The sequence below is a fragment of the Streptosporangium sp. H13245 genome (assembly GCF_055690525.1).
The window spans coordinates 61017-83081 of the sequence record NZ_JBSZKT010000034.1 but is presented as its reverse complement, the minus strand read 5'-3'; the positions used below and the strand labels follow the sequence as shown (position 1 = coordinate 83081).

At 70.6% G+C, this 22065-nt stretch carries 19 protein-coding genes and 1 pseudogene; 10 read left to right on the top strand and 10 right to left on the bottom strand.

What is annotated here, in order from left to right; translation table 11 throughout:
- Positions 1-264: 264 nt before the first annotated feature.
- The 4 genes and pseudogenes from ACW9TB_RS31845 to ACW9TB_RS31830 form a co-directional block, all read right to left on the bottom strand.
- Positions 265-777 (bottom strand): GNAT family N-acetyltransferase, encoded by a 513-nt coding sequence (locus ACW9TB_RS31845; protein ID WP_472751810.1) that lies wholly within the window; start codon positions 775-777, stop codon positions 265-267.
- Positions 778-1062: 285 nt separating this feature from the next.
- Positions 1063-1419: pseudogene (locus tag ACW9TB_RS31840) on the bottom strand (class I SAM-dependent methyltransferase); the annotation flags it as partial.
- Positions 1420-2303: 884 nt separating this feature from the next.
- On the bottom strand, positions 2304-3179 hold the full coding sequence (locus tag ACW9TB_RS31835) for a chitosanase (RefSeq protein ID WP_472751795.1): 876 nt from the start codon (positions 3177-3179) through the stop codon (positions 2304-2306).
- A gap of 448 nt (positions 3180-3627) precedes the next feature.
- Positions 3628-4626: a zinc-dependent alcohol dehydrogenase family protein gene (locus tag ACW9TB_RS31830; RefSeq protein ID WP_472751794.1), complete on the bottom strand. Its 999-nt coding sequence runs from the start codon at positions 4624-4626 to the stop codon at positions 3628-3630.
- Positions 4627-4718: 92 nt separating this feature from the next.
- Here ACW9TB_RS31830 and ACW9TB_RS31825 point away from each other — a divergent pair, with 92 nt between their 5' ends.
- The gene (locus tag ACW9TB_RS31825; protein ID WP_472751793.1) at positions 4719-5054 is read left to right on the top strand and encodes an ArsR/SmtB family transcription factor; all 336 of its coding nucleotides are present in this window, start codon (positions 4719-4721) and stop codon (positions 5052-5054) included.
- Here ACW9TB_RS31825 and ACW9TB_RS31820 read toward each other — a convergent pair.
- The 5 genes from ACW9TB_RS31820 to ACW9TB_RS31800 all read right to left on the bottom strand — a co-directional run bounded on the left by ACW9TB_RS31820 (position 5047) and on the right by ACW9TB_RS31800 (position 10119).
- Complete coding sequence (locus tag ACW9TB_RS31820; protein WP_472751792.1) at positions 5047-5958, bottom strand: carbohydrate ABC transporter permease; 912 nt, start codon at positions 5956-5958, stop codon at positions 5047-5049. The genes ACW9TB_RS31825 and ACW9TB_RS31820 overlap by 8 nt on opposite strands.
- On the bottom strand, positions 5958-6860 hold the full coding sequence (locus ACW9TB_RS31815) for a carbohydrate ABC transporter permease (RefSeq protein WP_472751791.1): 903 nt from the start codon (positions 6858-6860) through the stop codon (positions 5958-5960). The genes ACW9TB_RS31820 and ACW9TB_RS31815 overlap by 1 nt, the downstream gene beginning before the upstream one ends.
- A gap of 141 nt (positions 6861-7001) precedes the next feature.
- Complete coding sequence (ngcE, locus tag ACW9TB_RS31810; RefSeq protein WP_472751790.1) at positions 7002-8411, bottom strand: N-acetylglucosamine/diacetylchitobiose ABC transporter substrate-binding protein; 1410 nt, start codon at positions 8409-8411, stop codon at positions 7002-7004.
- Between the two features lie 77 nt (positions 8412-8488).
- A complete protein-coding gene (locus ACW9TB_RS31805) occupies positions 8489-9247 on the bottom strand; it encodes a sugar isomerase domain-containing protein (RefSeq protein WP_472751789.1) in 759 nt (252 codons plus the stop codon).
- Between the two features lie 2 nt (positions 9248-9249).
- Positions 9250-10119 (bottom strand): MurR/RpiR family transcriptional regulator, encoded by an 870-nt coding sequence (locus ACW9TB_RS31800; RefSeq protein WP_472751788.1) that lies wholly within the window; start codon positions 10117-10119, stop codon positions 9250-9252.
- A gap of 205 nt (positions 10120-10324) precedes the next feature.
- Here ACW9TB_RS31800 and ACW9TB_RS31795 point away from each other — a divergent pair, with 205 nt between their 5' ends.
- From ACW9TB_RS31795 to ACW9TB_RS31760, 8 genes are all read left to right on the top strand, one after another.
- Entirely contained in the window at positions 10325-10693 is a 369-nt protein-coding gene (locus tag ACW9TB_RS31795; protein ID WP_472751787.1) for a hypothetical protein, read from the top strand.
- Positions 10694-10919: 226 nt separating this feature from the next.
- Positions 10920-11513, top strand: coding sequence for an HAD family hydrolase (locus ACW9TB_RS31790; protein WP_472751786.1), 594 nt, complete (start codon positions 10920-10922; stop codon positions 11511-11513).
- Between the two features lie 52 nt (positions 11514-11565).
- Positions 11566-12231: a MerR family transcriptional regulator gene (locus tag ACW9TB_RS31785; protein WP_472751785.1), complete on the top strand. Its 666-nt coding sequence runs from the start codon at positions 11566-11568 to the stop codon at positions 12229-12231.
- Between the two features lie 336 nt (positions 12232-12567).
- Positions 12568-13581: a glutamine synthetase gene (glnII, locus tag ACW9TB_RS31780; RefSeq protein ID WP_472751784.1), complete on the top strand. Its 1014-nt coding sequence runs from the start codon at positions 12568-12570 to the stop codon at positions 13579-13581.
- Positions 13582-13744: 163 nt separating this feature from the next.
- Positions 13745-14335, top strand: a complete 591-nt coding sequence (locus ACW9TB_RS31775) for a TetR/AcrR family transcriptional regulator (protein ID WP_472751783.1) — start codon at positions 13745-13747, stop codon at positions 14333-14335.
- Between the two features lie 334 nt (positions 14336-14669).
- On the top strand, positions 14670-15584 hold the full coding sequence (locus ACW9TB_RS31770; protein WP_472751782.1) for a TrmB family transcriptional regulator: 915 nt from the start codon (positions 14670-14672) through the stop codon (positions 15582-15584).
- 85 nt (positions 15585-15669) lie between these two features.
- Positions 15670-17340: an NAD(P)/FAD-dependent oxidoreductase gene (locus tag ACW9TB_RS31765; RefSeq protein WP_472751781.1), complete on the top strand. Its 1671-nt coding sequence runs from the start codon at positions 15670-15672 to the stop codon at positions 17338-17340.
- A 44-nt stretch (positions 17341-17384) separates the two neighbouring features.
- The gene (locus tag ACW9TB_RS31760) at positions 17385-18803 is read left to right on the top strand and encodes an ATP-binding protein (protein WP_472751780.1); all 1419 of its coding nucleotides are present in this window, start codon (positions 17385-17387) and stop codon (positions 18801-18803) included.
- 87 nt (positions 18804-18890) lie between these two features.
- Here ACW9TB_RS31760 and ACW9TB_RS31755 read toward each other — a convergent pair whose 3' ends face one another.
- Positions 18891-20150 carry an alpha/beta fold hydrolase gene (locus ACW9TB_RS31755; RefSeq protein WP_472751779.1) on the bottom strand — a complete coding sequence of 420 codons (1260 nt, stop codon included), beginning with the start codon at positions 20148-20150 and terminating at the stop codon, positions 18891-18893.
- Between the two features lie 472 nt (positions 20151-20622).
- On the opposite strand from ACW9TB_RS31755, the gene ACW9TB_RS31750 reads away from it, so the two are divergent.
- Entirely contained in the window at positions 20623-22008 is a 1386-nt protein-coding gene (locus ACW9TB_RS31750) for a GH1 family beta-glucosidase (RefSeq protein ID WP_472751778.1), read from the top strand.
- Positions 22009-22065 lie beyond the last annotated feature (57 nt).

Below are 22065 nucleotides of genomic sequence, written 5' to 3'. Positions count from 1 at the left end.
CTCCGGTCCCGCGGCGGAACGACGCTGCCGGTGATCGGTTTCAGCGAGCCGATCCCCGCGGAAAGAGACCGAGTCGCGGCACGAGGCGCTCGCACCCGGTGCTCGCCCTTGAGGCCGGTGGCGGGCGAACCTGCCGGCGATCGGGTTTCCATCGCCGACAGGTCGCCGGGTACGTGCGTCACCAGGACGGAGCGACAATGGCCCCGGAGTTACCGAGAGCCCCGAACCCCTGGATGGCCGTGGTCTCGTCCCGGAGGGCCCGGGTCAGACTCCGAACGCCGCCGGGTAGCGGATGACGCCGGTCGGCACGGGCCGGGTGGGGTCGAAGACGAGCGCCATCATGTACTTGTCCTCGACGTCGAAGGGCGGCCGGATGGAGTGGCCGGAGGCCGGGGTGAAGCCGAAGCGCGGGTAGTACTCGGCGTGGCCGAGCACGAGCACGAGGTTCTCGCCGTGCTCACGGGCGGCGTCGAGGGCGGCGTGGATCGCGGCGGAACCGGCGCCGCTCCGCTGCTGCTCGGGCCTGACGGCGCACGGGCCCAGGGTGAGCGCCGGAGCGCCGTCGACGTGGCAGCGGGTGAGCAGCGCGAATCCGGCGATGGAGCCGTCGGGGGCCTCGGTGACCCAGGACAGGCCGGGGATCCACGCCTGCTGGTCGGCGCGCAGGGCCTCGACCAGGTCGGCCTCGTGAGAGGTGGGGAAGGCGGCGACGTTCACCTCGCGGATCTGGGCAAGGTCGGCGGCGGTCTCGGGGCGGGTGATCCAGGAAGTGGCCATGGGGAGGTTCGAGTCCGTTTCTGTGCTTGCCTGAGGGCGCAGGACGTAGCCGGTGTACTGGTAGTCGGTGCCGTGTTCGTGGCGCATGGTGATCTCTCGCAGGGTGGCCGCGACCGCTTCGCGCATCCCTGCCACGGTCAGGTCGGCCGAGCGGGCTCGTTCCGACAGCGGCGTGTAGTACTCCTCGGACCAGTCGCTGTCGGGGAGCGGGTGCCAGGCGGCGACGGAATATCCGGCGCCGCGCGCCGCGGCGGCGTTCTGGTCCTGGGTGCGCAGCCGGTAGTGCCGGTCCCAGAACGCCCGCGCCTCGGCGGACGGGGAATCGGTGGTCCACTCGCATTCGGTGACGACCAGCGTGCCGCCGGGGGCGAGCAGCCGCCGCCAGGAGCGCAGCGCGGTGTCGAAGCCGATGTGGTAGGCGGATCCTTCAGCCCAGATCAGGTCGAAGCTCTCATCGGGGAAGGGCAGATCCGCCATCGACGCCCGAACGGTACGGATGGCGTGGCCGACGCCGCAGGCGGCGGCGGCTCGCGTCAGCTCGTCGAGGAACGGCTGGTGCAGGTCGATCGCGGTGACCTCGGCGGCGGCCTCCTCGGCCAGCACCAGGCTGGCGCGGCCTGGCCCGCAGCCGATGTCCAGCACGCGCGGACGTGACGGAAGCGGTCCGGCCAGGGCCACCAGCTCCGGTTCGCGGCCCGGACGCGGCGCGGCCCAGTCGCCGGTGCAGGGCGCCAGGAGCGGGTCGGGAGAGTACAGCGCCGTGAGGGCGGCCCGCACCGGGCCGGACTCGGTGACCGCGTCACACAGGCCGCGATCCACCCGTGCGATCCGGGCCGGTACCAGACCGGCCTCGCGGTGTTCGGCGAAGGCGTTGTCGAGTGTTTCCGTCCATCCGTACCGGGTCAGGCCGACGCCGGATGGATCGGTGAAGAGGTTTGGCAACGTGAGACACCTTGCGGGAAGGGGCCCCGACGAGACGCAGGCATCACCCCCGCCTCCCAAGCCGGACGGCTATGGCGAGGGGAAGAAGTGGGTCAGACCGGGGCCCGGGACGTGAGGAATGTCCGGGCGCTGCGCATGGCAGCGGTCTTCACCGCGGTCATCAAACCTCACCTCCCTCTCATCCGGAAATCCAACACCAAACGGTCGGCAGCCTAGCAGAACGCCTGTCACGGGTCCCAGCGCCGGGTTGGGAACCTCGTGTTCCGGCTCTTGTCACAGGCCATCACGGAGCGAGCTCGCCAGCGGGGTCGGCTCGATCCCCGCTTGTTCGGTTGTCGCGAGATCTTCCTTCCGAAGGCTGGGTCCGGCAGGTATCTGGCCAGGTGGACGGTTTCCTTCAGCCCGGCGGCCAGGGTGTTTTCCGCCGGGAGGCGGCCGGCTACTCGCCGACGATCGGTGAGACGGTGGCCCGACCGTATTTCAACGACCCGGCCAGCAGCCGGCGATCGACGACTCTCGTTATTCGAGGGTGCCAAGGAAAGGACCCCGGCGGGGTGGGGTGCCGCCGGGGTCCTTGGTGGGGGTTAGCTGATCTTGAAGGGGTCCCCGTAGACCTTCCAGGACAGCGGGGTGTCGAGGTCGAGGTTGCCGTTGTTGAGGAAGACGCGCTGGGCGGTGTCGACGCGGCTGGTGTCCTCGTGGGCCTCCTCGGCCTTCATCGCGACCTTGCGGGCGTCGAGGAAGGCGTGCAGGTACTTCGTCTCGTCGCCGCCCTGCGCGGGGGGCTTCGCCTTCTTCAGGGCGTTCTTGCGGATCGCGCCGAAGCTCTGGGGGTCGGTGCCGCCGCCGTGCATGACGATGGCGTCGTAGTAGGCGAACTGCCCGAGGGCGCGCAGGCCGTCCTTCTTGGCCTGGCTGACCGCGGGGTTGAAGTAGACCCGGTCGCGTTCCTCGTTCTGGGCCTGCTGGAAGACCGTGTCCTTGGCGGCGGTGGCCCAGTCCTTGGTGTAGTTCGGGTCGAGGCCCTGGTGGGAGTCGGTGCCGTCGACCTTGCGCAGGGCGGGAAGATACTTGGCGAGCACGTTCCCCGGCTTGAGCTGGGCGTAGCGCTCGACGAGGTCGAGCATGTCCCCGGTGCCGGAGCAGAAGCCGATGATCCCGGCGGTGTAGCCACGGCCGTCGTCGATGTCCTCGATGTACTTGTACTGCGCCTTCCAGTTCAGCGAGGAGTTCTCGGCGCTGGACACCAGCTGCATGGCGATGTCCTTCTTGCGCGGGTCGGTGAGGTCGACCGCGGCGGAGGACACGGACAGCCCGGCGGGAGAGAACGACGCGGGCGAGAGCGTGGCGGCGTGCCCGGCACCGGCGGGGGCGATCAGGACCGGGACGGCGGTCGCGGCCGAGGCCAGCAGGAAACGCAGGGAACGGCGGCCGGAACGGGGGTTCGACGAGAAGGGCACGTGTCTCTCCAGGGAAGGGGGTGGAGGAACGCCCGGAGGCTCTTCTGAGGGAAACGGCCTCACATGGGAGCTCTCCTGGGCTGGGGGCCAGAACGTGGACGGGGACGACGGGGATAGGGACGCGAGCGGAGAAGTGATCCCGGTTGTGCGGGACCCGTCTTGCTCGTTAGGAAACTTTCCTAACGAACCTACCCCCCAACACTCCCCGCCCGTCAACCCGTTCGCGCCAATCGAACCTGAAGGCAGCCTTAGGAGAGGCTCAAGCGACCCTGATCGCGGAGCCGCCGCCGAACATGCCGCCCCGCCCCACCCGGACCCCCTCTCCCCGGACGCGCCCCGCCTGGACGCGCCCCGCCGGGGACGTGCCCACGCCGCCCCGAATCGGCGGGCGCGGGCAGGTGTCGACCGCTTCGTACGCCGTGAGGGCGATCGGTGTCCCGCGCCGCCGTCAGCGGGGCACGGTGACCACGATCTTGCCGAACCGGGGGCCGGACTCCATGTGCCGGTGCGCCTCCACGACGTCCTCCAGCGGGAAAAAGCGGTCCACCACCGGGCGGAAGGCCCCGGCGCGCAGGCCCGAGGTGACGAACGCCTCGGCCCGGCGCAGCCGCCGGGGGTCCTTCGTGGTCTCCAGCACCGTGTAGGTCCGCACGTTGAGGGCGGGCATGCCCAGGTCGAATCCCGGGTACGGGGTCGGCCGCCCGCTCAGCGCCCCGTACAGGAGGAGGGTGCCGCCCGGGGCCACCGCCCGTGCCAGGTCGGTCACGCCCGGCCCGGCGACGGCGTCGAAGACGTACTCGGCCCCCTTTCCGCCGGTCAGGGCCAGCAGCCTGGCCGGTACGTCCTCCTCGTCGGAGACGATCACTTCGGCCGCCCCCTCCCTGAGCAGCCGTTCCCCCTTGGCACGGGTGCGGGTGAGGGCGATCGGCGTCGCCCCCACCCGGTTCGCCGTGTGGATCGCGGCCAGGCCGACGCCGCTGGAGGCGGCGTTCAGCGCCACCACGTCGCCCGCCCGCATTCCCCCCACCTCCACCAGCGCGCCGTACGCGGTGAGGTAGGGCATCCACACCGCGGCACCGGACACCGCGTCCATCCCGTCGGGCCGGTGCAGGAGCGCCGCCGCGGGAACGATCGCCCGCTCGGCGTAGACGCCGTAGTCGTTCTGCGAGAACGCAGGAACACTGCTGACCGGCTGCCCCTCCGCGAACCCGCTCACGCCAGGCCCGACCGCCTCGACCACCCCGGCCGCCTCGGAGCCGAGCCTGCCGGGGAGGCTCTTCACCGGCTCGATGTACTCGCCTCGGCGGAACAGCGCCTCCGCCCTGTTCACCCCGATCGCCTCGACCCGGATGCGCACCTCGCCCGGTCCGGGCTCGCCCGTCTCCAGGTCCTCCAGCCGCATCACCTCGGGCCCGCCGATCTCGTGGAACCGCACGGTTCTCGCCATGCCACCGTCCTTCGCTCGCCGTGAACGCGGTCCACTGTCACGCATAAGTACGATGGCTGTCAAACTTTGACGATGGTCGTACTATGGGAGCCATGGGACGTACACCGCCGCATCCACAGGTGGCGCAGTTCGACCTCCAGCGGGTGCTGGAGGCTCTCGTCGATCCGGTGCGCCGGAGCGTCGTCACGCAGCTCCACGCCGCCGGAGAGGCCATCAGGTGCGGCGACTTCGACATGCCGGTCAGCAAGTCCACCGCCACCCACCACTTCAGGGTGCTGCGCGAGGCGGGCCTGATCCGGCAGCACTACGCCGGGACCTCGCGGATGAACTCCCTCCGCCGCGCCGAGATGGACGAGGCGTTCCCCGGCCTGCTCGACGCCCTCACACGGTCCGGGAAGAACACCGTCCCGCCTGCCCGATCTACTTGAGCGCGCCCGCGGTGAGGCCCTTCTGGATCTGGCTCTGGAAGAGCGTGTAGACGATCAGCATGGGCAGGATGGCCATGCTCAGCGCGGCGAACAGGGCCGACCAGTCGGCGTCGTAGCCCGCGGCCGTGGAGATGTCGGCGATCCCCTGGGTGAGCACCCACTTGTCCCGGTCGGAGTTGAGCAGGACCAGGGGCAGCTGATACTGGTTCCACTGGCCGAGCACGTTGAAGATGGTCACGCTGACGATGCCCGGCTTCGCCATCGGCAGCATGATCTGGAAGAACACCCGGGCGTGCGAGGCCCCGTCCACGAAGGCCGCCTCGGCCACCGCTCCCGGCAGCGTCCTGAAGAAGGCCGCGAGGAAGAAGACGGTGAAGGGCAGCGAGTAGGCGATGTAGACCAGCACCAGCCCGCCGTGCGTGTTCAGGCCGATGAACGGGCCGATCACCGGGACCGTCCCCATGTTCTGCACGACGAAGAACAGCGGGGTCAGCGCCAGGTAGACCGGGAAGGCCAGGCCGGAGACGAACAGCAGATAGATCGCCCGGTTGCCCCGGAAGCGGTAGCGGGCCAGCACGTACGCGGCCATCGAGCCGAACAGCATCGTGCCGAGGGTGCCGAAGGCCACCACGACGATGCTGTTGATCATGTACTGGCCGATGTGCGCCTGCTCCCAGGCGCGGGCCCAGTTGTCGAGGCGGAGGGAGGCGGGCAGCGACCAGGCGTCGCCGAAGATCTCGTCCTCGCTCTTCACCGACGCGAGGAACGTCCACACGATCGGCACGACGACCAGGACCGTCCAGACCAGCAGCGCGACGTGCGTGAGGGCCGACAGGGGCCCCAGGCGCCTCCTGCGCTCCTCGCGGGCGAGGGCCCTGCTCCGGGGAATCACGACGTCCGCCACTAGAACTCGATCCGCTCACGCCGCGACAGGCGCAGGGCCAGCGCCGCGAACCCGATGGTGAAGAAGAACAGCACCACGCCCATCGCGGAGGCGTAGCCGAACTTGAAGTACTGGAAGGCGGTGCGGTAGATCTCCGCCGCCATCACGGTCGTGGAGTGGTCGGGACCGCCGTGCTCGGCCGTCATCACCCACACGATGGCGAAGACGTCCAGCGCCGCGATGCCGAGGTAGACCCAGCCGACCTGGATGGTGTCCCACAGCAGCGGCAGCGTGACCCGCAGGAACAGCTGAGGCCCTCCGGCGCCGTCGATCGCCGCCGCCTCGAACAGGTCGCGCGGGATGGAGGCGATGCCTGCCGAGAAGAGCACGACGTAGAAGCCGACCGCCTGCCAGACCAGCACGGCGAGGATCGACCAGAACGCGACGTCGGTGCTGGACAGGAAGCCGACCGGCTCGAACCCCAGGGCGATGAGCGGCGCGTTGAGCATGCCGCTGCGGTCGGGCCTGAAGACCTGCTGGAACAGTACGGCGACCACGGCGACGGCCAGCACCTGGGGGAAGAAGAACACCACGCGGTAGAACTTCGACCCCCAGATGCCACCGGTACCGCCCCGCCCGCCCGCGTTGAGCAGGAAGGCGAAGAAGAGCGCGATTCCGAGCGTGAGGATCGGCATCAGGACCAGCAGGACAAGGTTGTGACTGACCGCCTGCCAGAACACGTTGTCGGCCAGCAGCCGCCGGAAGTTCTCCAGCCCCACGAGGCGCGGGGTCGCGTTCACCCCGCGCCAGTCGGTGAACGCGATGTAGAAGGCCTGCGCGTAGGGCGCGATCACATAGATCAGGTAGAGCGCCACCGGGATCGCGAGGAACCCCGTGACGAACCGTGTCCTGCCGTGGTTCATCGCCGGGCTACCGTTCCCTCGACGGCTCGCCGACACCCGCGGGCGTCGTCCCGCCGAGGTTCGCGCCCCGAACGACGACCCGCCCCACCCCGGACGCCCCGCCGCGATTCATGACCGTTCCCGGGTGGTCCGGTGCCGCCGTCATCGGCTGAACTTCTTCACCGAGGAGTCCTTCTTGATGGCGTCGGCCTTGGCCTGCGCCCGGTCCGCCCACTGGTCGACGGTCAGCTTGCCGTTCATGAGCTGCCCGGTCGCGGCGGCCACCTCGTCGTGCAGCTCGACGTACCACTTGCGGAACAGGAACCAGACGGCGTTGTCGCCCGCCGCCTCCAGCGCGGCCGAGGCGCTCTTCAGGCCGGGCTTGAGCGTACGGCCCTCGGCGGCGCCCTTGACGACCGTGAGCGTGGAGACCAGCTCCATGAACTTGCCCGCGCCCTCCTTGGAGAGCATGGCGCGCATGTACTCCAGGCCCGCGCGGGGGTTGGCCGACTTCGCCGGGACGATATACTCCTCGCCCGGCTGGGCGTGCAGGGTGCCGTACGGGAGGGCGTCGGAGGAGCCGAAGTCGGGGAGCGGGAACATCGCGTAGTCGAAGTCGGCCGGGGTGGAGTCCTTCTGCTCGTTCTCCAGCCAGGAGCCGCAGGGCAGCATGGCCACCTGGCCCTTGTTGTGCGCCGTCTGGGTCTGCACGTGGTCGAGCCCGGCGGTGCCCTGGAGGAGGTACTTCGAGCCGAGCCCGGCGAAGGCCTCCGCGGCCTGCCTGACCGGGTCGGCCTTCCAGGCGCCGTCCTGGAGGTTGTCGATGTCCTTCAGCACGTCCTTGCCGCCGATCTTCGCGGCGAGCGTGAGGATGGCCTCGTAGATGTAGAACGGGTGCTTGCCCGCGTAGGTGAAGGGCGCCATCTTGCCCGACTTCTGGATGGTCTCGCACAGGGTCAGGAAGTCGGCCCAGGTTTTGGGGACCTGCCAGCCCTCGGCCTCGAAGAGCTTCCGCGAGTACCAGATGCCCCAGACGGTGTTGGCGTAGTTGAGGACGTAGGGCTTGCCGTCGTAGCTGCCCAGCTCGATCGCGTTCGGGTCGATCGTGTCGCGCACCTTGACGGCGGGGTCGTCCCAGCTCGGCGCGTCGTACAGCGGGGTGAGGTCGGCGAGCTGGCCGTCCTGGACCAGGGCGCCGAAGTCCATCGCGTTGGCGCCGGAGTTGTTGACGAACTCCGGCGGGTCACCCCCGGCGAAGCGCGGCTGGAGGGTCTTGGCGACCTCCTTGGTGGCGTTGTGCTTGATCTCCAGCTTGGGGTGCCTGGCCTTGAGCAGCGGTTCGTGGACGCCCGTGGCGTAGGCGTCGCCGAACCCGCCGTCGAAGATCCAGACCTCCAGGGGCCTGTCCTCGGCGAAACCGAGCGGGTTGGCCGCGCTGGTGGCCCCGACGACGGGCGCCGGGGACGCGGCGCCGCCGTTGCCCGCGGGGGTGGCGCACGCGGACAGGACCGGCAGGGTGAGCCCGGCCAGGGCCGCGCTGCGCAGGAGCTCACGCCTGGATAGCTGGGTCATGCTTCCTCCTGGAAGTGGCCTGGGAGTGGCCGGGGAGTGAGAGGTGGCCAGAGACGGGGAGTGGAAGCCTGTGGTAGTCAGGCACCTCGCCGGATCCTTCCGGCGTAGCGGTTCTCAAGAGCGCGGTTGTGCTCGTCGCCGCCGGTCACGTTGGCGGAGCGGTAGATCGGCGGGGTCAGGCCCGCCTCGGTCAGGGCGCGCACCACCTCGGCCACGACCATCTGGGCCAGCAGCGCCGAGGTGATCGTGGACACCGCCCCGAACGTGCCGCCCTCCTGGAGCGGGAGGACCGCGTCGCCGTACGGGGCCAGGTTGTCGAGCACCACGTCGGCGAGGTCGAGGAGCTTGCGGCCCGAGGGGTGGCGGGAGGTCATCGCGGTGCTGTGCCGTACCGACGTCAGGGCGATCAGGTCGTGCCCGCGCTCCTTGACGATCGAGGCCAGCTCGACCACCGACCCGTTCACCCCGGAGCTGGAGATCAGCACGAACACGTCCTCCGGCCGGACGGGGGCCAGGTCGTAGATCCGCCGGGCGACCGACGGGTCGCGCTCCAGCTCGCCGGGGACTCCGAGGAGGGTGCCGACCGGGGCGTCCCCGTACAGGACGACGTCGCGCAGGGCCAGGCGGTTGCTGGGCACCAGGCCGCCCGCGCGCCCGGCGATCTCCATGGCGATCGCCTCGGAGTGCCCGGAGCCGAACGCCTGGATCACGCCGCCGCGGCGCAGGGACCCGACGACCAGCGCCGCCGCGGCCCCCACCGCGTCCGCCTGGGTCCTGGAGACCTCGTCCACCAGTGCCTTGACCTCGTGAACGTACTCGGAAGCACCGATGTCCACACTCAGCTCCTCTCCACGCGGTGGCTCTCCAGAGCCCGGATCGTCAACTCGAAGGCCTCGTTGGTCTGCTCGTAGGTGCGCTGCGCGACCGCGACGTAGACGGTGTCGAGGACGAAGAGCTGGGAGTGGACGGCGGCCAGGCCGCCCAGCCTGAAGGTGGTCTCGCGGCTCGCGGTGGTGAGCACCAGGTCGGACAGCTCGGCCAGCGGGGAGCGGGCGAAGGAGGTGACCGCGACGGTCAGCGCGCCCCGGTCCCCGGCCTCGCCGAGGGACTCCAGCACCTCGCGGGTACGGCCCTGGTGGGAGATGCCGATCGCGACGTCGCCCTCGCCGAGCAGCGCGGCGTCGGCGAGCGCCTCGTGCGCGTCGGCGTGGCTCCAGCAGGGGACCCGGATGCGGCGCAGCCGCCCGCCCATCATCACGGCCACCGCCCCGCTGGTGGAGACCCCGAAGATGAGGACGCGGCGGGCCGCGACGACGGCCTCGGCGACGGTGGCGACGGTGCCCGCGTCCAGCTGGGCCGCGGTCTCCTGGATGAGCCGGGAGTCGGCGGCGGCCATCACGCCGATCGCCGCGTCGAGCGGATCGGTGGGACCGATCTCGTGGCCCACCCCCGCGTCCCAGTTGGCCTGCGCGGCACGCCCGTTCTCCGTGGCCAGCGCGACCCGCAGCCCGGCGTACCCGGCGAAGCCGAACACCCGGCAGAAGCGGGTCACCGTGGCGGGTGAGCTGCCGCTCCGCTCGGCCAGCGTGATGATCGTGGATCGCGCCGCCTCGGCGGGGTCGGCCAGGATCGCCTCCCCCACCCGGCGCAGCGCCTCGGGCAGCGCGGGCGTCTCGGTCTGTATGCGTCCGAGCGCACCTGCGGCCACAAGTATTCCTTTCACCAGAAGGCATCAGGGTGAAAATTATTCTTAAGTCAAGCTCGCGTCAAGGCTGTCAAGGGCACGGTTCGGGGCACAACGCCTGTGGCGCCGGGGCTTCGGGGAAAAATTCCGACAACCTCCGGCGCCTCCTGAGCGTCGTTTCTAACAGAGGTTCCAGAAAAGGAGCCGCCCGACGGAGGCGAACCACACGATGACTCCACGTCCGGCCGAGACGCCGCACCAGGTTTCCAGCGCGCACGTCCACGACGAGCTGGCCGCCAGGCGCGCCCGGCGCGCCAGGGACCAGAGACTGCGCAACGACCCGCACATCCGGCTACTGGAGCGCGAGCACGGCATCCGCTTCACCGTCGAGGAGCTCCAGGCCGCCGACCGGCAGGCCCAGGAGCTGCTGGAGCCGCTCCGCCAGGAGCCTCCCCTCGACGAGGAGACGCGCTCCCTGCAGCTGCTCGTCTGGCGCCGCCTGGGCCCGAGAGGGTTCCAGGGATTCATGCAGGAGCTGGAGGAGATGGAGGCCGAGCTGTCCAGGGCACGGCACGACGGCTGGGGGGAGATCAGCTAGATCCTCCCCGTACCGGCGTCCCTCTCGCCCGCGCGCCCGCCGTCCCACCGGTTCTCACCGGCGACGCCTGGGCACCGCCCCGGCCGAGGAGCGTCAACCCGCACGTCCGCGCGCCCGCCGTCGCGATCTCACCCTTCATGGTGACGCGACCACCCCCCGGGCAAGCGCCCCGTTTTTTGGTGCGCGGTAAAGTGTGCGGAGATCCACCGTCACGTGTTAGGCGACCATGCTTCACCAGCGACTCCAGCCCTCCACTCCGTACGCCGCCCTGGTCTTCGACTGCGACGGGACCCTCGTCGACACCGCCTCCGCCAATGAGAGCGCCTGGCGGACCGCGCTGGCCGGATGGCAGGTGGACCTCGACTCCGCTTGGTACCAGGCTCGTACGGGCCTGTCCGCCGACCGGCTGCTGGCCGAGCTGGAGACCGAGACCGGAGCCGAGTTCGACTACCAGGCGGTCCGCGCGGCGGCACTCGACGCCTACCAGTGGCTGATCCACACGGTCACCCCGCACCTGCCGGTCAGCGCGATCGCCGAGGCGCACCGGGGACGGGTGCCGATGGCCGTGGCCTCGGGAGGCGCCCGCCAGGCCGTGGAGGAGACCCTGCGCGTCACCGGCCTGCGCCCCCTCTTCGACACCGTGGTCACCAGGGACGACGTCCGCTACGGCAAACCGGCCCCCGACGTCTATCTCCTCGCCGCGCGCCTCCTCGGCGTCGCCCCGTACGCCTGCGTCGCCTACGAGGACACCGACGAGGGAGTGGCCTCCGCCCTCGCCGCGGGGATGACCGTCATCGACGTCCGCCCCTCGCTGCGCTAGGCCGCCCGTCCTCGCGCACGGCTCCCGCGTTGGCTACCTGTACTGTCCAATGGTGCGGATATCCGAGCTCAGCGCCGCATCGGGCGTGCCCATCCCGACGATCAAGTACTACCTGCGCGAGGGCCTGCTGCCCGCCGGGGAGCAGATCTCGGCCACCAGGGCGCGCTACGGCGAGGACCACGTGCGCAGGCTGCGGCTGATCCGGGCGCTGCTGGAGGTCGGGCGGCTGTCCATCGCCGCCATCGGCAAGGTGCTGGCCGCCGTCGACGACGAGAGCCTGGACCTGCACCACGTCCTGGGCACCGCGCAGTACGCCATCGCGCCCGAGGTCGAGCCGGACACGTCCGGCGAGGAGTGGGCGCGCGCCCGCGCCGAGGCCGACGCCATGATCACCGACCTTGGCTGGCGGATCGAACCCGAGGCCCCGGCCCGCGACGAGCTGGCCCAGGCCGTCCTCACCCTCGGCCGCCTCGGCATGCCCTCCGGCGCCGAGGCCCTGCGGCCCTACGCCGACGCCGCCCTGCGGCTCGTGACCGAGCACGAGATCGGCACCATCCCGCTCGACGGCCCCCGCGAGGCCGCGGTCCAGGCCATGGTCCTCGGCACCGTCGTGCACGGCAGGGTCCTCGACGTCATGCGACGGCTCGCCCACGAGTCGGTCTCGGCCCGCGTCTTCGGCGCCCGGTCACGTACGGGACAGGCGCCCGGTCCCGGGTGAAACAGGCGCCCGGCTTCGTACGAAACACCGGCGCCTGGCTCCGCATGGGACAGCCCGGCTTCACATGGGACAGTCAGGTTCTGCGTGGGACAAAGGTGACGAAAACCCCCTAGAGCAATAATCCATTTCACCTGTGACGGATGTCTCAATCGTTCCAATCATCCCGTGAAACGGCAGCTCACAGCCCTGAAAGCCGCGTGTGCGGATTTCAATACAGCCACTGCCTGCTCATATAGGTCTGGGTAACACCCTGTTCACACACGGGCAACAGTTGCGAAATCGCGACTTGCGAATCTTTGAGAGCAGCAGATCCCTCCATCCTCAAGGACTCCGCCGATGAGCTTCAAGGCTGAATACATCTGGATCGACGGCACCGAGCCGACCGCCAAGCTTCGTTCCAAGACCAGGGTCATGGCGGACGGTGCGGAGCTCCCGATCTGGGGCTTCGACGGGTCCAGCACCAACCAGGCCGACGGCTCCTCCTCGGACCGCGTCCTCAAGCCGGTCTTCACCTGCCCCGACCCGATCCGCGGCGGCGACAGCGTGCTGGTGCTGTGCGAGGTGCTCAACATCGACATGAGCCCGCACTCCAGCAACACCCGCGCCGCCCTCGTCGAGGTCGCCGAGAAGTACGCCGCCCAGGAGTCCTGGTTCGGCATCGAGCAGGAGTACACCTTCTTCAAGGAGGGCCGCCCGCTCGGCTTCCCGATCGGCGGCTTCCCCGCCCCGCAGGGCGGCTACTACTGCGGCGTCGGCGCCGACGAGGTCTTCGGCCGCGAGATCGTCGAGAAGCACCTCGACTACTGCATCGAGGCGGGGCTGGCCATCTCCGGCATCAACGCCGAGGTCATGCCGGGCCAGTGGGAGTTCCAGATCGGCCCGGCCGGTCCCGTCGAGGCCTCCGACCACATGTGGATCGCCCGCTGGCTGCTCTACCGCACCGCGGAGGACTTCAACGTCGGCGCCACCCTGGACGCCAAGCCGGTGAAGGGCGACTGGAACGGCGCGGGCGCGCACACCAACTTCTCCACCAAGGCGATGCGCGAGAAGTACGACCCGATCATCACCGCCTGCGAGGCCCTCGCCGCGAACGCCCTGGAGCACGTCAAGCACTACGGCTCCGGCATCGAGGAGCGCCTCACCGGTCTCCACGAGACCGCCCCCTGGAACGAGTTCAGCTACGGCGTCTCCGACCGAGGCGCCTCGGTCCGCATCCCGTGGCAGGTCGAGGTGGAGAAGAAGGGCTACATCGAGGACCGGCGTCCGAACGCCAACGTCGACCCCTACCTGGTCACCCGCCTCATCGTGAACACCTGCTGCTCCGCGTTGGAGAAGGCCGACCAGGTCTGATCCGACCGGCGAGACTCGAAGGCCGCGAACACCCTGCCGGGGGCGTTCGCGGCCTTCGGCGTTCCGCCCCTGCCCCCGGGGGAACCGGCCCGCGAGGCCGCCGGGCGCCGGTGGACCAAGCAAGACGAGACGTTTCGACTCGTGAAATGGTACATTCGGGCACGTGAAAACACCGAACCCGGCCCGGCGCAGCGAGCAGTCGCGACGGGCCATCCTGAGCGCCGCCTTCGACCTGGTCGCCGAGTCCGGATACGCCAAGCTGACGATAGAGGCGATCGCCGCCCGCGCGGGAGTGGGCAAGCAGACGATCTACCGCTGGTGGCCGTCCAAGGGCGCCGTGTTCGTCGACGCCGTCCTCGCCGTGACCGGGGACGAGAAGGGGCACCACGCGCTGCCCGACACCGGCGACCTCGGGGCCGACCTGCGCGTCGTGCTGCGGGCCATCGTCGACGAGTACAACGATCCCCGGCTCGACACGATGAGCCGGGCGATGACCGTCGAGGCGCTGAGCGATCCCAGGATCAACACCGAGATCGTCGAGCGGATCATGGGACCGCACCTGGAGGCGACCAGGGAGCGGCTGCGCGGCGCCCAGCGGGCGGGCCAGGTGGCCGGGGACGCGGATCTGGACGTGGCCGTCGAGCTGCTGTACGGGCCGATCTACCACCGCTGGATGCTGCGCACCGCCCCCCTCACCCACGAGTACGCCGACACGGTCGCGGAGTTCGCCCTCAGGGCCCTGGGGACGGCGTAGCGGCGGCCGGGAGCGCGGGCGCGACCGAAATTACCTCGCACGCTCCCTCCGGGGGACGGGCCCCGGCCCCGTGGCACGCCCCGCCGGGGAACCCCGCCGGTCCTGGCGGGGGCCGGGCCGGGAGCGGCTCCGGCGCGTGCTCGTCACCGGCCGTCTGAGCACGCACGATGAATCCCTCGGGACCGGATAAAAGTAAAATGTTTCCGCGGGGAGCGCTCCCTCGTTCCGTTCCCCCTGTTCCACGGGCCGGAACGACTTCACGTCACGAAAATCCTACAAAACAGGTGCTTTAGGACAGCGCTAAACGGGTAGCTCGCGCCGTACCATAACTGCGATGCGGGACGTAGTGGAGCAATTACAGCGCTTGGGCATGTCGGGCTACGAGGCCAAGGCGTACGTCACCCTGGTCGGTGCCGGACAGCCTCTCAACGGCTACGAGGTCGCCAAACGTTCGGGCGTGCCGCGCAGCACGGTCTACGAGACCCTGGGCAAGCTGGTGGCCAAGGGCGCGGCCTACGAGCTGCGCGGCTCCGACGACGCCACCGACTACCTGCCGCTGCCTCCGCGATCCCTGCTGGAGCGCATGCGCAGGGAGTTCGACGACTCGATCGAGTCGCTGGAGGTCGCGCTGCCCGCGATCGTGGCGCCGCCCAAGGCCTACCTGATCCACAACCTCAAGGACGCCGGGGCGCTGCTCGCCCGGGCCGAGGACGTAGTGGCCGGGGCGCGGGGCGACCTGTTCGTGTCGATCTGGCCCGAGGAGATGGGACCGCTCTCTCCGCTGATCAGGCGGGCGGTCGAGCGCGGGGTCGAGACCTCGGTGATGCACTTCGGCGCGGCGCGGGAGCCGGTCGGGAACCTGTACGAGCACCGCTTCCCCCGCCCGGAGGGCGAGGGGGGCGCGAAGGAGAACCCGGACCACCGGCTGCTGGTCGTCACGGGTGACCGGCGGGAGGCCCTGGTCGGCGGCTTCGCCGGTGGCACCGCGTGGGGCGTCTACACCGAGGACCCGGCCGTCGTCGCGATGGCGGTCGAGTACGTCAGGCAGGACATCGCCCTGCAGATCGTCGCCGACCGGGTCGGGCACGAGGCCATGCGCGAGATCTGGGCGGCCGACCCCGAACTCCGGCGCTTCCTCGCGGATCGCGACCGCCCGGCCGCCCTGCTGCGCGCCGCCGGGATGCCCGGCCACCGTCCCTACGGCTCCCCCGCGCCCCCCGGGGCTCCCGCCCCCCACGACCACGTCTGATCGATGTTCGCTTTAACGCTGATGTGACATCCTTCGGAGAGATTGTCCTTATATCGGGTGTCTCCATCTCGGGGGAAGGCAGGACATGGAAAAACCGGTCATCATGACGGTCGACGACGATCCCGGCGTGTCCCGTTCCGTCGCCCGCGACCTGCGGCGGCGCTACGGCCACTCCTACCGCGTCGTCCGGGCCGACACAGCGGCCGACGGCATCGCCAGCGTCCGCGAGCTGCGGCTGCGGGGCGACGACGTGGCGGCGATCCTCGCCGACTACCGGATGCCCCAGATGAACGGCGTGGAGTTCCTGGAGCAGGCGATGGACCTGTATCCCTACGCGCGCCGCGTGCTGCTGACCGCCTACGCCGACACCGAGGCCGCGATCCAGGCGATCAACGTGGTCGACCTCGACCACTACCTGCTCAAGCCGTGGGACCCGCCGGAGGAGAAGTTCTACCCGGTGCTGGACGCCCAGCTCGACGCCTGGCAGCGGACGGACCGGCGCGAGTCCGACGAGCTGCGGGTGGTGGGCGCGCGCTGGTCGGCCCCGTCGTACGAGGTCAGGGACTTCCTGTCGCGCAACCAGGTGCCCTACCGCTGGATGCTGGCCGACTCCGCCGAGGGCGCCGAGCTGATCGCGGCGGCCGGGGAGAAAGCCTCCGGGGAGCAGACCCCGACGCGGCTGCCGCTGGTCGTCACCGGCGACGGGACGAAGCTCACCGCGCCGACCCCCTCTGAGCTGGCCCAGGCCGTGGGGCTGTCCACCGCCCCGGCCACCGACTTCTACGACCTGATCGTGATCGGGGGCGGCCCCGGCGGGCTGGGCGCCGCGGTTTACGGCGCCTCCGAGGGGCTGCGCACGGTGATGGTCGAGCAGCACGCCTCGGGCGGGCAGGCGGGCCAGAGCTCCAGGATCGAGAACTACCTGGGCTTCCCCGACGGCGTCTCCGGCGCCCAGCTCGCCGACCGGGCGCGGCGCCAGGCCGCGAAGTTCGGCGCCGAGCTGCTCACCGCCCGTACGGTCACCAGCCTGGAGGTCAAGGGCCGGGCCCGGGTGGTCGGCTTCGCCGACGGCGGCACGATCGCCGCGCACACCGTCATCCTGGCCACCGGCGTCTCCTACCGGCGGCTGAACGCCCCCGGCCTCGACGACTTCATCGGCTCCGGCTGCTACTACGGCGCGGCCCTGACCGAGGCGCCCGAGTGCGCGAACCGCGACGTCTACATCGTCGGCGCCGCCAACTCGGCCGGTCAGAGCGCGGTCTACCTGTCGGGGTACGCCAGCAGGGTCCACCTGATCGTCAGGAGCGACGGGCTGGAGAGGACCATGTCGCACTACCTGATCGAGCAGATCTCGCGGATCCCGAACATCGAGGTGCACACCGAGACCGAGGTGGTCGGCGCCGAGGGCGAGGGCCACATGGAGCGGATCACGCTGAAGGGCCCCGAGGGCGAGCGCACCGTCGAGGCCGAGTGGCTGTTCGTCTTCATCGGCGCCCAGCCGATCACCGACTGGCTCGGCGAGAGCATCGAGCGCGACGAGAGGGGCTTCGTCCTCACCGGCCCCGACCTCACCGCCGACGAGAACAGGCCGCGCAACTGGCCGCTCCGGCGGGAGCCGTACCACCTGGAGACCAACGTGCCGGGGGTGTTCGCCGCGGGCGACGTCCGGGCCGACTCGATCAAGCGGGTCGCCTCGGCGGTCGGCGAGGGCGCGATGGCCGTGGCCCTGGTCCACCGCTACCTGGAGAAGACATGACCGCCCCGGACGAGGTCCCTCGCGGCACTCACGAGGGAGGCAACATGATCGACATCGACGTGCTCCGCGGGTTGTTCCTCTTCGAGAAGCTCGACGAGGACAAGCTCCGGTGGCTCGCGAAGTACGGGGACGAGGAGGAGTACGACGCCGGAGAGGCGATCATCAAGCAGGGGGATCCGGCCGACTGCTTCGCCGTGCTGGTCGAGGGCGAGGTGGTGATGACCACCGAGACCACCGCCGGGCCGGTCACGATGACCCCGACCTCGCAGCCCGGCGCCTACGGCGGCGCGGTCCTGGCCTACCTGGGCGACCGCGCCCCGGAGACCTACAGCCACTCGCTGCGCGCCACCAAGCCGACGCGCATGTTCATGCTCCCGGCCAGGAAGTACGGCATGATCATGGCCGAGTGGTTCCCGATGGCGGTGCACCTGCTCGACGGGGCCCGCATCGGCGGGATGGCCCAGCGGGAGCTCATCGACCGGCGGCAGCGGCTGACCGCGCTCGGCACGATCACCGCCGGGCTCACCCACGAGCTCAACAACCCGGCCGCGGCGGCCGTACGGGCCGTGGACGACCTGCGGGAGAGGGTGAAGACCTCGCGCAGGCGGCTGGCCGCGCTGGCCGAGGACGGCATCGAGCCCCAGCGGCTGCGCGCCCTGATCGACCTGCAGGAGGCGTGCGCCGCCAGCGTCTCCGAGGCGCCGTCCCGTTCCCCGCTGGAGATCTCCGACGCCGAGGACGAGCTGTCCGACGCCCTGGAGGAGGCGGGGGTGGAGGACGCCTGGAAGATCGCTCCGCCGCTGGTGGCGGCCGGGTTCAAGGTCGGCAAGATGGACAAGGTGCGCGAGGCGCTGGGCGAGCGCTACCTGGACGGGGCGATGCACTGGCTGTCGGAGGCCATCGAGATCACCCAGATGCTGAACGAGGTGACGGACGCGACCGAGCGGATCTCCTCCCTGATCGCCTCCGCCAAGCAGTACTCCCAGATGGACCGGGCGCCGTACCAGACGGTGAACGTGCGGGAGCTGCTGGACAGCACCCTCACCATGTTCCGCGGCAAGATCCCGCCGGGGATCACCATCGCCACCGACTACGACCCCGAGCTGCCGCCCATCCCCGCCTACGCCGGGGAGCTCAACCAGGTGTGGACCAATCTGATCCACAACGCGCTGGACGCGATGGCCGGGAACGGCATCCTGACCGTCCGTACCCGGCTCGAACACGACACGATCGCGCTGATCGAGATCTGTGACACCGGCCCCGGCGTCCCCGAGGCCCTGCGTGAGCGGATCTTCGAGCCGTTCTTCACCACGAAGGCGGTCGGCGAGGGTACGGGACTCGGCCTGGACATCTCCTTCCGCATCGTCGCGGGGCGCCACGGCGGCGACCTGCGCGTGGAGTCGGAGCCCGGGAACACTCGCTTCCAGGTGCGTCTCCCCCTCACCGAGACGGCCGCCGCCTGAGACCGTCCGGGTCCCGGGAAAGACGTGCCCGCCCGGGAAGACGCGTCCCCCTCACCGAGACGGCCGCCCCTGCCTGATCACGGACGTTCAGGAGCCGTGGATTCCGTTGGAGATGTCCATCAGGCGGGCGAGGACGCCGCCCCCGGAGACGCGGACGCCGTCGTGCTGCCACTCGTTGGTCACCCAGGTCCGCACGTTGCCCACCGCCCGCGCGGTGCGCATGGACAGGCCCTCGTCGACGTACATGTCGTCGTAGTAGACGGCGGCGGTCACCGGGACCCGGTTGGCGGCCAGCCGGGCGGGATCGTAGAGGGCGGGCCAGTCCGAGGCGGCGGCGAGGATCTCGGCGGCACCCTTGAAGGGGCGGAGCGCGGCGATCTCGTCGAACATCCAGGGGTAGATCATCTCCCCGGTGGGCAGCGTCGGCCCGGCGTCCTCGCGGAACTCCCCGGGCAGCAGCCGGTGCGCGGCCCAGCCGGTGGCGGCGCCCTGGGCGTAGATCGACTCGTGCAGGACCGCGTAGAGCGGGTTGCCGACGAAGCCGGTGGCCATCATGACCTCGTACAGGAACAGGTCGGAGAGCCGGTCGCCGGTCCAGGCCTCCTCCAGCACCCAGTGCAGGTACTCGGCCCCGTCGCTCATGCCCAGGCACATGCCGAGGGTCTGCAGGCGGCGTACGGTCAGCACGTCGCCGTCGGGGAGGGAGACCTCGTGCAGGCGCAGGTGGGCGCTGATCTCGTCCAGGCGCTCCGAGTCGTGCGGGTAGCGGGCGAAGTAGCGGTTCACCTTGTCGCGGACGCGCGGGTAGGTGCGGGCGTAGACGTCGTCTGCGGTGGCGTCGAGCCCGGCCAGGCCACCGGTCACGTAGCAGGCGGCCAGGCCCTCGGGGGCCTGGGAGAGGTACGTCAGCGTGATGAAACCGCCGTAGCTCTGGCCGAGGGTCTCCCACGGCCGGTCACCGGAGAGCTCGCGCCGGATCAGCTCCGCGTCGGCCACGATCGAGTCGGCCCTGAAGTGCCCGAGGCGGGCGGCGAGCTCGGCGTCCGTGCCGCGCGCGGTCTTCGCGGTGATGGGGGTGCTGCGGCCGGTCCCCCGCTGGTCGAGCAGCAGGACCCGGTGGGTCTTCAGCGCGTGTCCCAGCCACCCGTCGGCGGCGGCCGGGCGCGGCGACCTGCCCCCGGGACCGCCCTGCAGGAAGAGCAGCCACGGCAGGTCCTCCCCCCTCCGCGCCGGGTCCACCGCCTCACGGGCGAAGACCTCGATCGTCTCGCCACCGGGGTCGGCGTGGTCGAGGGGAGCGGTGAACACGTGGTCGGTGAGCGCCACACCGGGCAGAAGGACAGTCACCCACGGAAAGCTACCGGACCCGCGCGACGACGCCCCGCCTGACCGCCCCGGCGCCGCCCCGGACGCGCGAGGCCCCCTGCCTGAGCGCCCCGGCGCCCGACCGGCACACCGTACGGCCGTGGCCACCGGTCGCTCACGGACCGCGACGGGGGGCGGGCCTCTTACCGGCGTCCCGGTACGGGTGGTTCCGGCGGCCCTCGGAGACGGATCGACACTGTCCGTAACCTGGGAAACGACTCGATAACACCACCTTGACGCAGACGGAGCTTTGCCTCTTAAATTTCAATATGAATTAAGCCTCGAAGTTGAGTGGCCACCACTCCCCGTGAGCGCTCACAAGGCGCGGGAGGGTGGCCCGACGCGCGAGAGGACACCGGCCGGGCGCCGCCCCGGCGCCCCTGCCACCGACCGTCGTCCCGGCGCTGCCCGGCGGGCGACACATCCGCGTAACCACGCAAGGAGCGATCAAGGGATGACCCAGACCGACGACCGGACCGGCACCGGCCTGGCCCTGTTCCCACCCGCCTTCCGCTGGGGGGTCGCCACCGCCGCCTACCAGATCGAGGGCGCCACCGCGGAGGACGGCCGCGCCCCCTCCATCTGGGACACCTACTCCAGGAACTCCGGGCGGGTACACCTCGGCCAGACCGGCGACGTCGCCTGTGACCACTACCACCGCTACGCCGAGGACGTGGCCCTCATGCAGGGCCTCGGCGTCGACACCTACCGCTTCTCGGTGGCGTGGCCCCGGATCAAGCCCGACGGCACGGGGCCGGTGAACCCGCGCGGCCTCGACTTCTACGACCGGCTCGTCGACACCCTGCTGGCCGCCGGGATCGAGCCCATGGCCACGCTGTACCACTGGGACCTGCCGCAGACCCTGGAGGACCGGGGCGGGTGGACCGTACGGGACACCGCCCACCACTTCGTCTCGTACACGGAGGCGGTCTACGACCGGCTCGGGGACCGGATCAAGACCTGGACCACCCTCAACGAGCCGTGGTGCTCGGCCTTCCTCGGGTACGCCACCGGTGACCAGGCGCCCGGCCGCACCGAGCCCGCCTCGGCCTTCCTCGCGACGCACCACCTGCTGCTCGGCCACGGCCTGGCGGCCCGCGCCCTGCGCGCGGCGGGCGCCAGGGAGATCTCGGTCACGGTCAACCTCACCCCGGTCTCCCCCCGCGACCCGCAGGACCGGCACGACGTCGCGGCGGCCAGGCTCGTCGACGGCCTGCACAACCGGATCTTCCTCGACCCGATCGTGAAGGGCCACTACCCGGCAGACATGCTGGAGCACATGGCCCGCTTCACCGGCCTGGACCACGTCCTCGACGGCGACGAGGAGCTCATCGGCGCCCCGATCGACCTCCTGGGGATCAACTACTACGCGCCGACCTACGTCGCGGCGAAGGTGGGCACGCCCTCCTCCGACCGCTTCCCCGGCACCGAGGGCGTCGAGCACCTCGACCCCGACCTGCCGGTGACCGCCATGGGCTGGCCCGTCGAGGCGGACGGCCTGCGCAGGCTCCTCGTGCGGCTGGCGCGGGACTACCCGTCCACCCCGTTGATGATCACCGAGAACGGCGCCGCCTACCACGACACCGCCGAGGACGGCAGGGTGGCCGACACCGAGCGCCTCGACTACCTGCGCACCCACCTGCTCGCCGCCCACCAGGCGATCCAGGAGGGAGTGGACCTGCGCGGCTACCTGGCCTGGTCGCTGATGGACAACTTCGAGTGGTCGTACGGCTACGACAAGCGGTTCGGGCTGATCCACGTCGACTACGACACCCAGGAGCGCATCCCCAAGGACAGCGCCCTGTGGTACAGCGGGGTCATCGGCAGGAACGGGATCTGACGGGAGGATCCCGGAACGGTTGTCCCCCGCCCCGCCCCCTCGAAGGGGCGGGGAACA